Origin of the sequence: Pleomorphomonas sp. JP5, assembly GCF_023721815.1 — a bacterium.
GTDB lineage: Bacteria > Pseudomonadota > Alphaproteobacteria > Rhizobiales > Pleomorphomonadaceae > Pleomorphomonas.
Genome location: NZ_JAMDLI010000008.1, coordinates 259568 through 273755, shown reverse-complemented (window position 1 = coordinate 273755; position 14188 = coordinate 259568). Strand labels below are relative to the sequence as shown.

Below are 14188 nucleotides of genomic sequence, written 5' to 3'. Positions count from 1 at the left end.
AAGTTTGGAGACGCTATGGCCGACGACGGCAAGATCATCGCATTCCCTGGGGCTGCGATCCCTTCCAACGAGCCTGACGCCCGTATCGTCGAAATGCTCGGCGACATCCATGCGATGGCCGTGCGCGGAGAGATCGTATCGTTCGCCATCGCTGCCGAGACTTCCGACAGCGGCATGCTGACCGGGTGGCGGCGTGGTGATGCCGGTTCGGTTCATATCCTGCTCGGTGGCATCTCGGTCGTTCAGCAATCCGTTCTCAATGACGGGCTGGAGCGTCGCTGATGCCGGAGATCCGCTTCACCCCGGACGGCCGGCAAATCTACGAGCCTGACGGTGCGATCCTCGTTGAGTTCCTGCTGTGTCGAAAGCCCGTGATCGGCATTCAGGGGCCGGTCGGCTCGGGCAAGTCGAAGGGCGCGAACATGCTGCTCTACGCGCTCGCCTCGGAGCAGCGGCCGGATCGGTACGGCATTCGGCGAACCCGCTGGGCGGTGGTTCGCAACACCTATCCCGAGCTCAAGAACACCACCATCCGAACTTGGTTGGACACCTTCCCCGAGGAGGTCTACGGCAAGTTTCGGTGGTCGATCCCTTATCAGCACGTCATTCGCCTCGACGACATGGTCATCGAGGTCGACTTCCTGGCGCTCGATAAGCCGGACGACGTGAAGAAGCTCCGCTCCGGCGAGTACACGGGCTTCTATTTCAACGAAATGCAGTACATCCCGAAGGATCTGTTCGACGAGGCAACCAGCCGCGCCGGCCGGTATCCGGCGGTCAAGGATGGCGGCTGCACGTGGTCGGGCGTGATCTTCGACATGAACGCGCCGGAGGAAGACCACTGGACCGGCATGATGACCGGTCAGGTTCCTTTCCCCGACGGCATGCCCGAGGAAGAGCGCGAGGCGCTTCGCTGGCCGGTCGAATGGGGCTTCTTCATGCAGCCGCCGGGCCTCATCGCCATTCGCGACGCCGACGGCTCGATCATCGGCTACGAAGACAATCCGATCGCTGAGAACGTGAAGTGGCTGAAGCCGAACTATTATCTCGACCAGATCAAGGGCAAGACGCGGAGCTGGATCGACAGCCGCATCATGAACGTGGTGACGGTGATCCTCGAAGGCTCGCCGGTCTGGCCGACGTTCCGGCCGGAGATCCACTTCGTCAATCGCATCCTCTCGCCGGTGCGCGGCCACGATCTGCATGTGGGGCTCGACTTTGGCCGGCAGCCGTCGGCGATCATCGGACAGAGCGTTAATGGGCGGGTGATCGTCTATGACGAGCTAATCGGCCGAGACGAGAGCGCGACGGTCTTTGCCCCGAAGGTGAAGGCGCTGCTTGAGCGGAAGTATCCGGGCTTCCGGGTGCGCTTCCATGGTGACCCGAAGGGCGCGGACAAGACCCAGGCCGACGAGCGCACGGCCTACGACATCTTCCGCCAGCATGGAATGATCGTCGAGCCGGCGCCGGTGCCGACCAACAACATCAAGACGCGCCTTGAGGCGGTCGAATACTGCCTGACCCAGCTTGTCGACGGGAAGCCGAAGTTCCTCGTCACGGCGAACGCTCGCACGATCAAGATGGCGATGCAGGGCAAGTACCACTATCGGAAGAACGACTTCAACAAGCTGGAGCCGGTCAAGGATCAGTGGTCGAACCCGGCGGACGCGCTCCAGTACATGGTACTCGGCATGGGCGAGGGGAAGGCGATGGTCGGCCTCGACGCGGCGAACCGGCCGACGCCCTATGTGCCGTCTCGCGCTGCCGGCGGTCAGTCGGCGCGCTTTAGCCGCGGCGCTCGCCGTCGCGGTGTGGCCAGCCTCAGGCTTCATAGGGCAGCCGCGCCGCCTGGACGCTTACAGACTGCCAACTCAAGCCGGGCGTTCAGCCATGGGTGACAGCTCGCTCGCGCTTCCCATCGAGACCCCGTTCACGTGGTTCGTCTGCTTCCATCCGAGTTGCGCTTCACGTTGGGTGCGGCTTATCCCTGGCCGATACAAGCACGTCTCATGCTTCGGTCAGGTGCCGAGTACCGGGGCGTGGGTATTCTGTGACCCCGCCATCGATTGGATGCGGCTTTCGGTCGTGGCCGACGAAGACGCCGACGACGTGTTCAAGGTCTGGACCGCCAACGGCGCAAAGATCGTTCGTATCAACCTCCAGCGAAAGACCGGGCGGCATTGGCGTCTCGGCTTCTGGTGTGTGCCGACGGTGGCTCACATTCTCGGGGTCCGGTCCAGGGCAGTGCGCCCCGATGGCTTTCTGCGAGAATTGCTCCAACAAGGCGGAGAGTTGCTATGAGAGCCCCGAAGGTTGAGGTGAAGGAAGATCCGGTTCTCGCTGCGGTCGAGAAGCGGAACCAGGAGAACGACTACACGTCGATCCAGAAGGACGTTCAGGGCCAAACCTCTCAGCTTGGCCGGTTCGCGACCACTCCGGCGACGGGCTCGCAGGCGGCACCGATCATGACGGGCTACCCGACTGGAACGTCGGACGCCGTCCAAAGCTCGGTTCTGAAGCTCCTCCTGGGCGGGGCGCGCTGAGCATGGCGGACCTGCAGAAGGAAACGCTGGACCGGCTCGCCGACGCCCGAGCACAGAAGGCGCGCTTCGCCCCGGACATTCAGGAGGCCTACTTCTTCGCAGCTCCGCAGAAGGCGCGGAATGTCACCTCGACCGCCGCCGCCTCGGCAACGCCGCCCAAGGATGACGTGGATCTTCAGACCTCCATCGCCATCGAGGAGACGGAGAACTTTGCGACGACGTTGCTCAACTCCTTCATGCCCGAAGGGGTGATGTGGGCGAACCAGCGCCCCAGCATCGAAGTTGAGGAGGTCGTGAAAAAGGAGGTCGAAGAGGCCTGCAAAGAGCAGCGCGGCAAGGTGTTCGGGCTGATCTGGGAGAGCAACTTCTATTCGGAGATCGGCAAGGCACTGAACCCTGACGGCGCGGTCGGCACGTTCGGCCTTCTCATCGACACCAAGGATCTACACAGCTCCGTCTCCTGCTACGCGGTGCCGCTCCGGGAGATGGAGATCAACATCGGTCCCGACGGCAAGATCGGCGACAGGTTCGTGGTCCGCTACACCAAGAACCGTTTCGTCCGCGCGCTGATCGAGAAGGACGCCAAGCTCTCCGACAAGCTCACCAAGGCCATTGCCGACAAACCCAACGGTCAGGCTTCAGTGACCTGGGGGTGGTGGCGGGACTACGCCAAGTCCGAGGAGACTTGGCAGTACGTCCAAATGGTCAACCGAGAGCTGGTCTACGAGAAGGTCTTGGTTGGCGCCGGCTCATGCCCATTCGTCCCCGTCACCTTCAACCGTCATTCGGAGTTCGCTTTCGGCAATGGTCCGCTTCTGAAGGCGGCACCCGATCTTCGAGTTCTCGACGAGATGGCCGCCGCCGAGGTCGACAACATCGACCTGAGCCTTCGGCCGCCGATGACCTATCCGGACGACAGTTTCGTCAACGTCGAAGACGGGGTTGAGCCGGGGGCTTGGTATCCGATCCGAAACGGGACACAGGACGCGGTCCGGAAGATGTACGAGCCCAACCGGCTCGACGCGGTCTATTTCGACCAGGACAAGCGCGAGCGTCGCGTCCGCCGGCTGTTCTACAACGACTTCCCCCAGCAGCGCGGCGACACGCCGCCGACGGCGACGCAGTGGCTCGACGAAATGGCCCTTGCTCAGCGCAAGATCGGTACCCCTGGCGTCGTCTTCTGGGAGGAGGGGCCGGGCGCGATCTTCACACGGTTCCGGTTCATCGGGCTTGAGCGCGGACTGTTCAAGGAAATCGAATATCCGGGGCAGAGCGGCAAGATTGTCTCCGTCGTCGCGGACAATCCGGCGCGGCGCGCTCAGGACCAGCAGGAAGTCAGCAACGCCGTCCGCTCCTTGCAGATCGGTGCCGAGCTGTTCCCGGAAGAAACCAAGGTGGCGGTCGACGGCACCGTGACGCTCAAGAACATCGTCGACAAGATGGGCGGCGGCGACGTGGTCGCGTTCCGAGATCAGAACCAGATCGCCCAGGCCACTGACATGCTCGCCAAGGTCGCCGGCATTGGCGGCGGCGGCGGTCAGCTACAGCCGGGCTCGATCGGCGCGCCCGGTGTGTCCTGACGATCCGCGAGGGGCAAATGATCTACACCAAGGAAGAAATCCTCGCCGCGTTCGCCAACGTCGGCGGTACGCGCGACGGCGCTGTTATCCGCGAGTTTCTGGCCGAGAAGCTGATGCGCGGCCCGACGCCGGGGCAAAAGTCCGGGGCAGTGCGGGAGGAAGTCGGTCGACTTAGCATGGTCCGCGAAATCCTCAGTTTGCTTGAAGGACCACGCGACAGCGATGCTGGTGAACAACAACAACCAGGGACAGAACGGACAGACCGCGCCGCTCGGCACACCCACCGAGGGGCAGCCCGACGCGGCCGCCTCGGCTGACGACCAGATCACGGCCGACGCCGAAGGCAATGCCGGCGCTACCGATCCCGTGTCGGAGCTACCCACGCGACCCGAGACCATCCCGGCCGAGTTCTGGGATGACGAGAACGGCCTCAAGGCCGACGAGTTCGGCAAGGCCTTTGCCGACCTGACTGCCACCCTCACCGACCTCAAGGCCAAGGCTGAAGAGCGCGCCACCGATACGCCGGCCGAGGCTGGCGGCTATGTCGTCGATGTGGCCGCCCTGGGCCTGCCGGACGGTGTCGAACTCGACGAGAACGACCCGGCCCTGAAGGCGGCGCGCGAGCTGGCCTTCGAGAAGAAGTTCACGAAGGCGGAGTTCCAGTCACTCGTCGGTTTCGAGGTTCAGCGCCAGATCGCCGAACGAACCGCCTACAACAACCGCCTTTCCGAAGAGCGCGCCAAGCTCGGCGACAACGCGGGCAAGCGGATCGATGCCGTTACCAACTCGCTGGTTGGCCGGCTCGGCGAGAAGGGGCGCGCGTTGCTGCCGTTGATGGCGACAGCCGCCGCCGTCGAAGCCTTCGAGACCCTGCTTCGGCAGAGTGGAACATCCTTCAACAATTCCGGCCGAACCGAGACCGACCCTCACGAAATCGAGGGCTACGAAACCATGACCTTCCGCCAGCGGATGGCGGCGATCGAGTCCCGCAAGGCTCGCTCGTAACGGAGAAAGACCCTGATGAATCCCATCACTCCCACCATTTCCGCGCCGATCACCATGGCGGAATATGCCCAGACCATGCCTCAGGACAGCGCAACGCGTGTGTTCGTCGAGAACATGGTCAGGGTATCCGACGTCATGGCGGCAACGCCCATCCTGCCTGCCGTCCAGGGCAAGCGGGCGTTCACGGATATCAGCAGCGTTCCGACAGTCGGCTTCCGCAACTTCAACTCTCAGGGCAACGAGTCGACGGGTTCGTTTAATCTGCGCGAGGAAGACACCTTCCCAATCGACGAGTACATCAAGGTCGACCGCGCGCTCGTCGCCCGCCTTGGCCCGGACCATCGCAACAAGCAGCGCGAGCTCAAGACCATCGCCCTCGGCCAGTACTTCAGTCAGGTCATGATCAAGGGCGACAACTCGGCCACCGGTGCCAAGCAGCCGAACGGCCTTCAGGTGCGTTGCCAGAGCCTCAACACCAATCTGCTGCACAACTCGGTTGCTGCCGGCGGCGCGCCGTTGTCGCTCGCCAGCCTCGATCAGCTCTATTGGCTGGTCAACAAGCCGACGCATTGGGTGTTCCCGCGCGGCCTAATGCCGTTCCTCGATATTGCCGCTCGCAACTCCAACCTAACCGGCCAGTCCATCGCCTACGACAACGACACCGACAACCTCGGCCGGCGCATCATGCGCTACAAGGGCCTGCCGATCCTGTTTGGCTACGAGCCGGACGACACGCCCGACCTTCTGCCCTTCACCGAGGTTGGTGTTGGCGGTGGTCTCGCTCAGACCGCGTCCATCTACTGCGTCAGCCTTCGGGACGGCGGTCTCTACGTCATCGAGCAGACCCCGCTCGACGTGGTCGACGAGGGCGCTGTTGTCGGTTCGCCGTTCCTGTCGGATCACATCAGCTGGGATTGGGGTATCGCCCGCGAGCATCCGCGCTCGGTGGCCCGCCTCACCTCCGTCACCGCCGCGACCATCGTCCAGTAAGGAGCCGACAACATGGCGCTTACCAATCTTCCCCTGCCGTCGATCCTGCCCGAGCGCGCTGTTCCGTTCGATGCTGCGATGGCCTTCGCCAACCCGCAGACGCTCGCTGCGTCGGGCTACGTCAACGCCCTCAATGCCCAGCTCGACATCATGCCCGGCCGGTTCGATGGCTATCTCAACCTCGACGTTTCGGCGATGGACCTTTCGAGCGGCGACGAGACCTATAAGCTCTTCCTGCTCGGCTCGAATGATGCGGCCTGGGGGAACGGCAACGTCGAAATGCTCGCGGCGCGCGACTTCGCCGCCGCCTCGGCTGGCCGGCTTCTCGGGACAATCTGTCCGGCGTCCTATCCCGTTCCGATGACGGGCCGGTCGGCCACCAAGTTCACCATCCCCTTCACCAACCTGATGGGCGCCTACGTCTTCCGCTATCTCCAGCTCTACGCGCTGATCGGCGGAACGACGCCATCGATCACGCTGAGCGCGTGGATCTCGCCCGATCTCGCCTAACGAGGAACGCTTCCATGTACATGAACGCCTATCACAAGGTTCAGGGTGAGGTCCGCATGTTCGAGGTGGATGCTCGCAACGCCATCGCTCGGTTTCCTGCGGAGTGGTCCGCTGAGCCTTGGTTGGAGGTCACGCCCGATGACGGCGAAACCGCTAGGACAAGTGAGGTGGACAAAAAGTCGTCAAGAAGGGAAGAAAATTAAAGAAAACGTTCATGCAGCAGGCCCGAAATAAAGCACGGGCACTGTTTCAGTGCGGTTCGCATCGGGTCTTTTTGTGTCTTCAGTTATTTGGATTTACTATATAATATAAAGAAAAAGACCAGCTTGTTGCGGTAAAAACCAGAAGTATCATCCAGCATATACGAGGAATGACTATTCCTATTATCCACCTTCTGCTCCCTGATTCTCCCACCTTTTCTCGGACTATTTTTATCGGATGATCAGGGGTATTCTTTAGTTGTTCGATAATTATATCAAGTTGATTGCTCGATCTTTCTATCGCAAGTGAAAGTAAAAAGCATATAACGGTGGCAAAAGTAAGCATTAAAGATCTTATAACTTCATATATGTCGGGCCTGCTTGCTGCGCCTGCAATGATTGAAACAAAGACGAGGAGGAAATTGAACCTCAGTCCGAGAGTATTTTCTACGAACTGACGTTCATTGCTCATGGACCAGTCATCCATAGCGCTTCTCTACATAGATGTGGCGTATCAAGAAACATTAAGAGCACACAGAATCCAAAGCGAGAACATATTCCTTGGTTCTAGGCGAGCTAATCTCAGGCCTAGTTTGCAAATCCTATATTTGGGTTCGCGTATGCCGGGGCAGTGCATCTTGCGCCGGTTTCCTGTCTGCTCACGGCATGTACGACAAGCTCTCGCTCATCAACTCCGCGCTTATTCGGACCAGCAACAACCCGGTCGACTTTGAAGGCGACGACAGCCCGGAATGGCTCGTCATGGACGACGCCTACGAGACCGAGCTGTCGCTTCTGATCGAACGTCGCGATTGGGGCTTTGCATCACTCATGGCGAGCATGGCGCGGATCGGCGCCAGCGAGGATCCACGCTTTGCTGATGTCTTCACGAAGCCGGTTGGCTGCCTGCACTTGAAGTCCGTCACCATCAACGATGTGCCGGCGATTTACGACATCATCGACAACAAGGTTCATTGTACCGCCGGGGCGTACGTGCCGGTCGCGCGGTTCATCCGCATCCCCTCGGCCGACCAGTGGCCGCCAACTTTTCTCGAGACCTTGCGCCTGAAGCTGATGGCGCATGCCTATCGCGGCCTGAACGAGGACACCGGCGAAGCCGAGCGCGTCGACATGAAGGCGGAAGCCATGCTCGGCGAGGCGGCTACGCGCACCGGTCAGGAGAAGCCGCCGAAGGCGATGCTGAACTCCAAGCTCAGGGCGGCGCGGCGCATCCGGCGCGGCGGCTATGCCGTGTCGAGCGGCCAAGCGGTGAGGTAAGGGAATGGCCCAGGCCTCACACATCGTCAGGCAAGTCGACTTCTCAGGCGGGGAGCTACGCGAGGATCTGAAGCACCGCGATGACGTGCAGCAGGTTCAGTGCGGGGCGCGCCGACTGGAGAACTGGCGCATGATGAGCTCCGGCGGTCTCACCGATCGGCCGGGGCGCATGGCGCTGTTCCGGCAGGAGGGACGAACCGAAACCGTCATGCTGCCGGGCGACCTCCGGTATCGGCTGTCCTTTGGCGCCGGCACGATCATCATTCGGGACACGACAGGCGCGCTCGTCACCTCCGACGCGGGCTATCCCTGGACCGAGGCAACAGTTGGCAAGGTTTCCTTCGCGGTCATCTCCAGCGACATCGTCATTTGCTTCCCCGGAATGATGACGCGCGTCGTCAAGCGCGCGTCGGACGGCACGTGGTCGTTCAGCAATTGGGCTTTCACCACCGGCGCCCAGGGCGAGATCAGGGCGCCCTTTTATCGCTTCCCGGAAAGCTATGGGATCAAGCTCACGCCGTCGGCGCGAAGCGGATCGATCACCCTCACATTCTCCGCGGCGTTCTTGACCTCCGACCTCATCGGCACGGTGATCCGCTACAAGACCTACCAGATCCTCATTACGGCGATCACGAGCCCGACAGTCGGCACCGGCACGGTGCTCCAGCCACTTCCACCGGCTCAGGTCATCACGCTTGCGAGCACGGATGGCTTCCTGGTCGGGCACGTGGTGAGCGGCTACACCAGCAATGCGACCGGCGAGGTGACCGCCGTCGCTGGCAACACGATTACTGTTCAGATCAAGTCCGTCTTCTCGGGCTTTCAGGCGTCGGAGAAGATCATCGGACCGATCAGCCGGTCGGATAGTTCGGCGGTCGCCGCTGCCGACCCTCAGCCAACAGCCGACTGGGACGAACAGGCGATCTCTGCCCGCCGTGGCTGGCCGCAGGCGTGCCTCTATGACCGGACGCGCTTGACCTTCTTCGACCTCCCGGCCCTTCCGGAGGGTGTCATCTGGTCATCGCTCGACACCTACACCGACTTCCTGGTTGGCGCCGACGCCAACAACGCGATCTTCGAACTCGTGCCCGGCCGCAAACATGTCCTCTACATGCTCGGCGGCCCGGATCAGTTCGTGTTCACGGACGACGGCGTTTTCTACGTGCCAATCAGCTCCAGCGTCCCGCTCAAGCCCGGCAACGTCCAGTTCATCCAGGTCTCATCCGACGGCTGCGGTCCCGTGCGTCCGGCGATCACCACCGAGGGCATCGTGTTCCTGAACGTCGGCCTTCGGCGCGCCATTGCCATTACCCTCCTCGGTGCCGCGAACAAGCCCTACGAGGCAACGGACATCAACGAGTTGGCCGACCACCTTTTGAAGACGCCTGTCTGCATGGCCTTCTCGCGAGGCGACGCCAACTTTTCCGAGCGATATCTGCATGTCGTCAACGCCGACGGCACCATGGCCGTGGCCCGGATGGCGAGCAATCGGCAGTGGGTTGGCTGGTCGCCTTGGTCCGGCGCCGGCTCGGTGAAGTGGGTTTCGGCACTCGGTACCGACATTCTGTTCAACGTCCAGTACTCGGGCGCGACCATCGTCGAGCGGATGACCGATGACGTCGACATGGACGGCGTCGTGACCCTCAACGGCATCATGGCGAGCCTTGCGGCCGGTGAAGGCCAAGGCCCGCTTTGGTTCTGGGCAGGGGAAACGGTTGATCTTCAGGACGGAGGTCGGGATCTCGGGAACCGCGAAATCGATGAGGACGGCAACCTTGTCACGCTCCCCAACGACGACTTCTCCTCGGCGGGCATCCTTGCCGGCCGCGCCTGGGCGTCGACCATCGAGCCTTTCGTCCCGCACGTCTCCGGCGGTACCGACTACAAACAGACCCAGCGCCGCCGCCGCGTTCGTCAGGTCATGGTCTCGGTGCTTCGCTCGACCGGCTTCTCGTGGGGGCGGCGCTCTATCCCGCCCGTGGCATGGGGCGAGGAAGGCGGCAGCGCACCGGCGAAGCGCGAGAACACCTACAAGTTCCGAGAGATGGGGCGCCACATGGACCCTCGTCCTGGTCCGCTCGTCAAGGATCGCCCCGGCAGCCTGGAAATCGTCGAAATCGGCATGGAGGTGACCATCTGATGGGGGTTGCACTTGGCATCGCGTCGTTGGGTCTATCCGCCGCCTCGGCGATCTCGGAAGGCAACGCCAATGCCGCCGGCGCAAAGCATCAGGCACAGCAGGCGACCTATGCCGGGCAGGCGGCTCGCGCCAACGCGGACGCGACCGACGCTTACTATCGAGACGACCTGAGAACGACCCTCGCCAATATCTCGGCGATCCGTTCAAGCGTGGGATTGTCCGATAGCCCCACCGGTCAAGCCATCGCGGATGAAAACCGCCGCGTCTCGGACAACGAGCGGATTGCCAAGGTTTCCGGCATCCGAGCGCAGGCAACGCAATATGCGTCCGACGCCAAGTTCTACCAGTCGGCAGCCAAGCAGTACGCCGGGATCGGCATGCTGAAGGCGTTCGGCGGGTTGGCTGGCGGGCTCTACCAGATGGGGCAGGACGGGGCTTTCAAGGGGGTGTTCGGTGGCTGATCTTCTTCCGTCCGTTCGGAGTGCTCCCGCGCTCACCGAAGCGCCAAACTCAATGGTGTCGGCCGGCGAATATGCCCGCCTTGGCTCCGCGTGGGCTGGCGCCTTCGATAGCCTGAAAGGGACCGTGGACGACATCGCTCTGAGCTATGGGAAGAAGACCGGCGAGGAGGAGGGCTACAAATCCGTCCAGCGTGACGCGAACGGCAAAATCGTCGTCCAACAGATTCCTGGCTCCGGTCTCGTTGGGCGCGCCGCTGATGCCTATCGAGATACGGCGCTCGCCGCGCAGGGGGCTCGGACGCAAACGTCGCTCGGCCTTCAGGCTCAGGAGCTCTACACGAAGCTTTGGGCGCCCAAGGAACAGGGCGGTGGCGGCGGCGATCCGCAATGGTTTGCGCAGCAGTGGAGACAAGTCTCCATCGGCGCCGCTCAGAATGCCACCGGCGGCGATCAGCTCCGGCTCCAGCAGCAGGCCGAAGAGATCGCCACCCCGTACATGCGCCGGGCGATCGAACAGCGCGCCACCCTCGACAGCGCCGCCAACGCAAAGACGTTGCTCGGTCACATCGACCTGATGACCAACGACGCCGCCCAACTGGCGAGGTCCGCCTACAATGGGCCGGAGTTTCAGAAGGCCGTCGCCGACATCCAGAAGTCCTATGAGGTGCTGGCCGCCGACCCGCGAAGTGGCATTTCGCCGGAGCTGGCAAAACAGGGAATGACCCGGCTGACGAGCATGCTCGCCGCAGAGGCGACCATGGGAGCCGTCGAGCGAGCTTATGATCCGGCCAACGGGGGCAGCGCAAAGGGCGCGTTGGAGCTTGCCGATGGCTTCGAAACCGATCCTCAGTTCAAGGATCTCAGCCCGAGCGACCGCAAGAGCTATCGCGCCATGGGCTACGCTTACGTTCGCGGTCAGGAGCAAGAGAAGCGCGCCATCGTCACGTCGCTGTCTCCGGAAGTGGATCGGACGGTGCAAGCGCTGAACTCAGGTATCGACGTTCCTCAGTCGACCCTCGATGGCTTGATCAGCGACCTTTCCAGCGCTGGCGGTTACCGGCAAATCCAGTCCATCATGGCCGCCAAACATCAGGCCGATACGACCCGTCAGCTCCAAGCCTTGACCCCGGCCGAACTCGCGGCGCGTGGCGCGGGACTGCTGGGCGATAACTCGCTACTACAGTCCGAGAGCGGTGGTCGGCCCGGCGTGGTCAATGGGTTTGGCTATGCGGGCCTCTATCAGTTTGGCGCTCCGCGCCTTGCCGATCTTGGCCTTTACGCACCTGGAGCCGGCGAGAACCTGAAGACCTGGTCGAAGTCAGGGAAGGACGCGCCGGGTAAGTGGAGCGGCACCTTTTCCATTCCAGGGTTTCCCGAGGTGAAGACGCTCGACGACTTCCGCGCAAACCCCGCCGCGCAGCAGGAGGCCTTCCGCTTGCACATCGCCAGAATGGATTCGGACATCGAGGCGAATGGGCTCGACCGGTTCATTGGCGAGACCGTCGGCGGCGTGATGATCACCCGCGAGGGCATTCGAAACATGATGCACCTCGGCGGGAAGGAGGGCGCTATCCGCTATCTGACCAGCGGCGGCGCCGACAATCCGGCCGATGCCAACGGGACCAGCCTTTCCGACTATGCGCGCATGGGCGCGCAAAGCAGCGGCGCGGGCGGCTCAACCGGCTCTTACGTGGTGGATGAAGCCATGTCCGCCGGCGAAGGGCAGGCAGCCACCGGTGACGCCTACGATTTCCTGGCTTTCCGCAAGGTCGCGCGCGACCTGATCGGCGCACAGATCCCGAAGATGCTCACGGCCCTGAACGCGTTTGAGGTGCCGGACCCTACCCAGTTTCGCACGCTCGGGAGCCTGATCCAACTGGCCGGTACGCCTGACGACGCTCGGAAATATGCCGAACTCGCCGTTCGGTCCAAGATGGCCGAAGCCGCCCAGGACCTACCGGCCGATCAGTTCCAGGCTTTCGTCGGCAGCACGGTTGAGGAGATTCGACGCGGCACCAACACCGAACTTAAGGCACTGATCCCGAACATCGAGGACACTGCGAAAAGCCTCGTTGCGCAGTTCAAGAGTGACCCTCACGCCGCCGGCCAGCGGCTCGGCATGGATCTACCCAGCCTGCGGGCTCCGCTCCCCCTGGACGCTCCGGACATGATGCCGACGGCCTTGCAAGCGCGCTTCCGCGACAACCAGAAAATCGCAGCTCACTCCGGCTCTCAGCCCTCGTTGCTTACGCCGGCCGAAGAGGCGCGTTTTGGAGATGTGATGCGGTCTCAGTCGGCCGCCGTCATCACCGGCACTCTGAACAGCCTTGCGGCGATGGACCGTGACAGCCTCAAAGCCACGCTCTCGTCAAAAGCCGTATCGGGCGCGATCGTCGCGATGTCGGCAAGTCCCGATTGGCAAAAGGCATCAAGCGCCTTCGGTTTCATGGATCAGGTCGATCGGAAGATGCCGCTCGACTTCAACGAGCTGTTCGGTGCCAAAGCGGCGGGCGACCTTGAGGAGTGGAAATCCAAGCTGTCGTTCGTCTCGCCTGAGCAGTTCCAAAAAGAGCGAATGGCCGCGCTCGATCCAGCGGCCAAGGAGGCGCGCAAAACTCTGTCGGAGCAGGCGTCCAAGGTGTTTGCCAAGAGCTATCCGAACCCGGCGGATGTCGTTGGTCTCTTGGACAATCGCTCTTGGTTCAACCCTGCCGGCTACGTGACCAGCGTTGCGCCGATTTCCGATGGCCCACTCGGTAGCGAAAGCCAGCTCTACGCGGATTTCTCTCGTCAGTTCTCTGAGGCGTTCGTGCGGAACGGTGGCAACGAAAGCGCGGCGGCCGAGTTCGCGGCCAAACAGGTCGCGCAGAAATGGGGGCCATCGGTCGCCAATGATGGGCGCATCATGGCGAACCCGCCGGAGAAGTATCTCGAACCCGTCGATGGCTCCTACGACTACATCCGGGAACAGCTTGTTGCCGACGTGGAGAAGCATTTTGGCCTCAACCCCGAGACCAGCACTGTGGCGAAGGCGCTCATGCCGCTGGCCAGTGAGTTCGTCTCCTTCGCGACAGGGAAAGAGGTTCGCGGTCGCCTGCCTGAGAACTATGGGCTTGTCGCCGATCAGTTGACGGAAGCCGGGGTCTCATCAAAGAGGCCGCCGACGTATCGCGTCGTGGTCCAGGCCGATGATGGAACTTGGCACCTCCTAGAGCAGTCGCCCGGGGTGCCGCTCCGCTTCCAGCCTGACCGTGCCGCTGCGCAGGCCCCAGTGACCGCCGAGCGCGAGCGCCGCGACGCGGACCAGCGGGCGTTCGCTCGCATTGGGAAGCCGCTCAGTCTCGAAGAGCGTGACGAAGCTCGCCCCTACCAGTTGCCGTGAGGATCGAATGCCCCTGATCGCTGAAACCGATGTTCTGAGCGAGGTCGGTAGCGCGCCGCGTCAGATGACGGGTGTCACCCCGCCGGATCCTCTAGCAAG

At 62.5% G+C, this 14188-nt stretch carries 14 protein-coding genes; 13 read left to right on the top strand and 1 reads right to left on the bottom strand.

Annotation, left to right across the window (positions count from 1 at the left end):
- Positions 1-15 precede the first annotated feature (15 nt).
- Genes M4J40_RS12525 through M4J40_RS12485 form a run of 9 tightly spaced genes read left to right on the top strand, consistent with a single transcriptional unit; the run spans position 16 to position 6628 of the window.
- On the top strand, positions 16-282 hold the full coding sequence (locus tag M4J40_RS12525) for a hypothetical protein (RefSeq protein ID WP_251754484.1): 267 nt from the start codon (positions 16-18) through the stop codon (positions 280-282).
- Positions 282-1898, top strand: a complete 1617-nt coding sequence (locus tag M4J40_RS12520; protein ID WP_251754483.1) for a hypothetical protein — start codon at positions 282-284, stop codon at positions 1896-1898. The genes M4J40_RS12525 and M4J40_RS12520 overlap by 1 nt, the downstream gene beginning before the upstream one ends.
- Positions 1891-2301, top strand: coding sequence for a hypothetical protein (locus tag M4J40_RS12515; RefSeq protein ID WP_251754482.1), 411 nt, complete (start codon positions 1891-1893; stop codon positions 2299-2301). The genes M4J40_RS12520 and M4J40_RS12515 overlap by 8 nt, the downstream gene beginning before the upstream one ends.
- Complete coding sequence (locus tag M4J40_RS12510; protein ID WP_251754481.1) at positions 2298-2543, top strand: hypothetical protein; 246 nt, start codon at positions 2298-2300, stop codon at positions 2541-2543. Before M4J40_RS12515 ends, M4J40_RS12510 begins: the two co-directional genes overlap by 4 nt.
- Positions 2544-2545: 2 nt before the next feature.
- Positions 2546-4123 (top strand): portal protein, encoded by a 1578-nt coding sequence (locus tag M4J40_RS12505; RefSeq protein WP_251754480.1) that lies wholly within the window; start codon positions 2546-2548, stop codon positions 4121-4123.
- Positions 4124-4140: 17 nt separating this feature from the next.
- Positions 4141-4440, top strand: coding sequence for a hypothetical protein (locus M4J40_RS12500; RefSeq protein WP_251754479.1), 300 nt, complete (start codon positions 4141-4143; stop codon positions 4438-4440).
- Positions 4352-5128: a hypothetical protein gene (locus M4J40_RS12495; RefSeq protein ID WP_251754478.1), complete on the top strand. Its 777-nt coding sequence runs from the start codon at positions 4352-4354 to the stop codon at positions 5126-5128. The genes M4J40_RS12500 and M4J40_RS12495 overlap by 89 nt, the downstream gene beginning before the upstream one ends.
- A 15-nt stretch (positions 5129-5143) precedes the next feature.
- Entirely contained in the window at positions 5144-6118 is a 975-nt protein-coding gene (locus M4J40_RS12490) for a major capsid protein (RefSeq protein WP_251754477.1), read from the top strand.
- 12 nt (positions 6119-6130) lie between these two features.
- Positions 6131-6628, top strand: a complete 498-nt coding sequence (locus tag M4J40_RS12485) for a hypothetical protein (protein WP_251754476.1) — start codon at positions 6131-6133, stop codon at positions 6626-6628.
- A gap of 282 nt (positions 6629-6910) precedes the next feature.
- Here the strand turns inward: M4J40_RS12485 and M4J40_RS12480 are convergent, their stop codons facing one another.
- Positions 6911-7300: a hypothetical protein gene (locus M4J40_RS12480; RefSeq protein ID WP_251754475.1), complete on the bottom strand. Its 390-nt coding sequence runs from the start codon at positions 7298-7300 to the stop codon at positions 6911-6913.
- A 194-nt stretch (positions 7301-7494) separates the two neighbouring features.
- On the opposite strand from M4J40_RS12480, the gene M4J40_RS12475 reads away from it, so the two are divergent.
- The 4 genes from M4J40_RS12475 to M4J40_RS12460 are packed head-to-tail and all read left to right on the top strand — an operon-like array spanning position 7495 to position 14089.
- Positions 7495-8106 (top strand): hypothetical protein, encoded by a 612-nt coding sequence (locus M4J40_RS12475; RefSeq protein WP_251754474.1) that lies wholly within the window; start codon positions 7495-7497, stop codon positions 8104-8106.
- 4 nt (positions 8107-8110) lie between these two features.
- Positions 8111-10246, top strand: a complete 2136-nt coding sequence (locus M4J40_RS12470; RefSeq protein ID WP_251754473.1) for a hypothetical protein — start codon at positions 8111-8113, stop codon at positions 10244-10246.
- Complete coding sequence (locus M4J40_RS12465; RefSeq protein ID WP_251754472.1) at positions 10246-10707, top strand: hypothetical protein; 462 nt, start codon at positions 10246-10248, stop codon at positions 10705-10707. Before M4J40_RS12470 ends, M4J40_RS12465 begins: the two co-directional genes overlap by 1 nt.
- On the top strand, positions 10700-14089 hold the full coding sequence (locus M4J40_RS12460) for a hypothetical protein (RefSeq protein ID WP_251754471.1): 3390 nt from the start codon (positions 10700-10702) through the stop codon (positions 14087-14089). The genes M4J40_RS12465 and M4J40_RS12460 overlap by 8 nt, the downstream gene beginning before the upstream one ends.
- Positions 14090-14188: the final 99 nt, after the last annotated feature.

Excerpts from the sequence above, each read along its gene's own strand:
- M4J40_RS12525 (WP_251754484.1), top strand. The coding sequence starts at position 16 with ATGGCCGACGACGGCAAGATCATCGCATTCCCTGGGGCTGCGATCCCT.
- M4J40_RS12465 (WP_251754472.1), top strand. The coding sequence starts at position 10,246 with ATGGGGGTTGCACTTGGCATCGCGTCGTTGGGTCTATCCGCCGCCTCG.
- M4J40_RS12490 (WP_251754477.1), top strand. The coding sequence starts at position 5,144 with ATGAATCCCATCACTCCCACCATTTCCGCGCCGATCACCATGGCGGAA.
- M4J40_RS12485 (WP_251754476.1), top strand. The coding sequence starts at position 6,131 with ATGGCGCTTACCAATCTTCCCCTGCCGTCGATCCTGCCCGAGCGCGCT.
- M4J40_RS12480 (WP_251754475.1), bottom strand. The coding sequence starts at position 7,300 with ATGAGCAATGAACGTCAGTTCGTAGAAAATACTCTCGGACTGAGGTTC.
- M4J40_RS12475 (WP_251754474.1), top strand. The coding sequence starts at position 7,495 with ATGTACGACAAGCTCTCGCTCATCAACTCCGCGCTTATTCGGACCAGC.
- M4J40_RS12500 (WP_251754479.1), top strand. The coding sequence starts at position 4,141 with ATGATCTACACCAAGGAAGAAATCCTCGCCGCGTTCGCCAACGTCGGC.
- M4J40_RS12510 (WP_251754481.1), top strand. The coding sequence starts at position 2,298 with ATGAGAGCCCCGAAGGTTGAGGTGAAGGAAGATCCGGTTCTCGCTGCG.
- M4J40_RS12505 (WP_251754480.1), top strand. The coding sequence starts at position 2,546 with ATGGCGGACCTGCAGAAGGAAACGCTGGACCGGCTCGCCGACGCCCGA.
- M4J40_RS12515 (WP_251754482.1), top strand. The coding sequence starts at position 1,891 with ATGGGTGACAGCTCGCTCGCGCTTCCCATCGAGACCCCGTTCACGTGG.
- M4J40_RS12520 (WP_251754483.1), top strand. The coding sequence starts at position 282 with ATGCCGGAGATCCGCTTCACCCCGGACGGCCGGCAAATCTACGAGCCT.
- M4J40_RS12470 (WP_251754473.1), top strand. The coding sequence starts at position 8,111 with ATGGCCCAGGCCTCACACATCGTCAGGCAAGTCGACTTCTCAGGCGGG.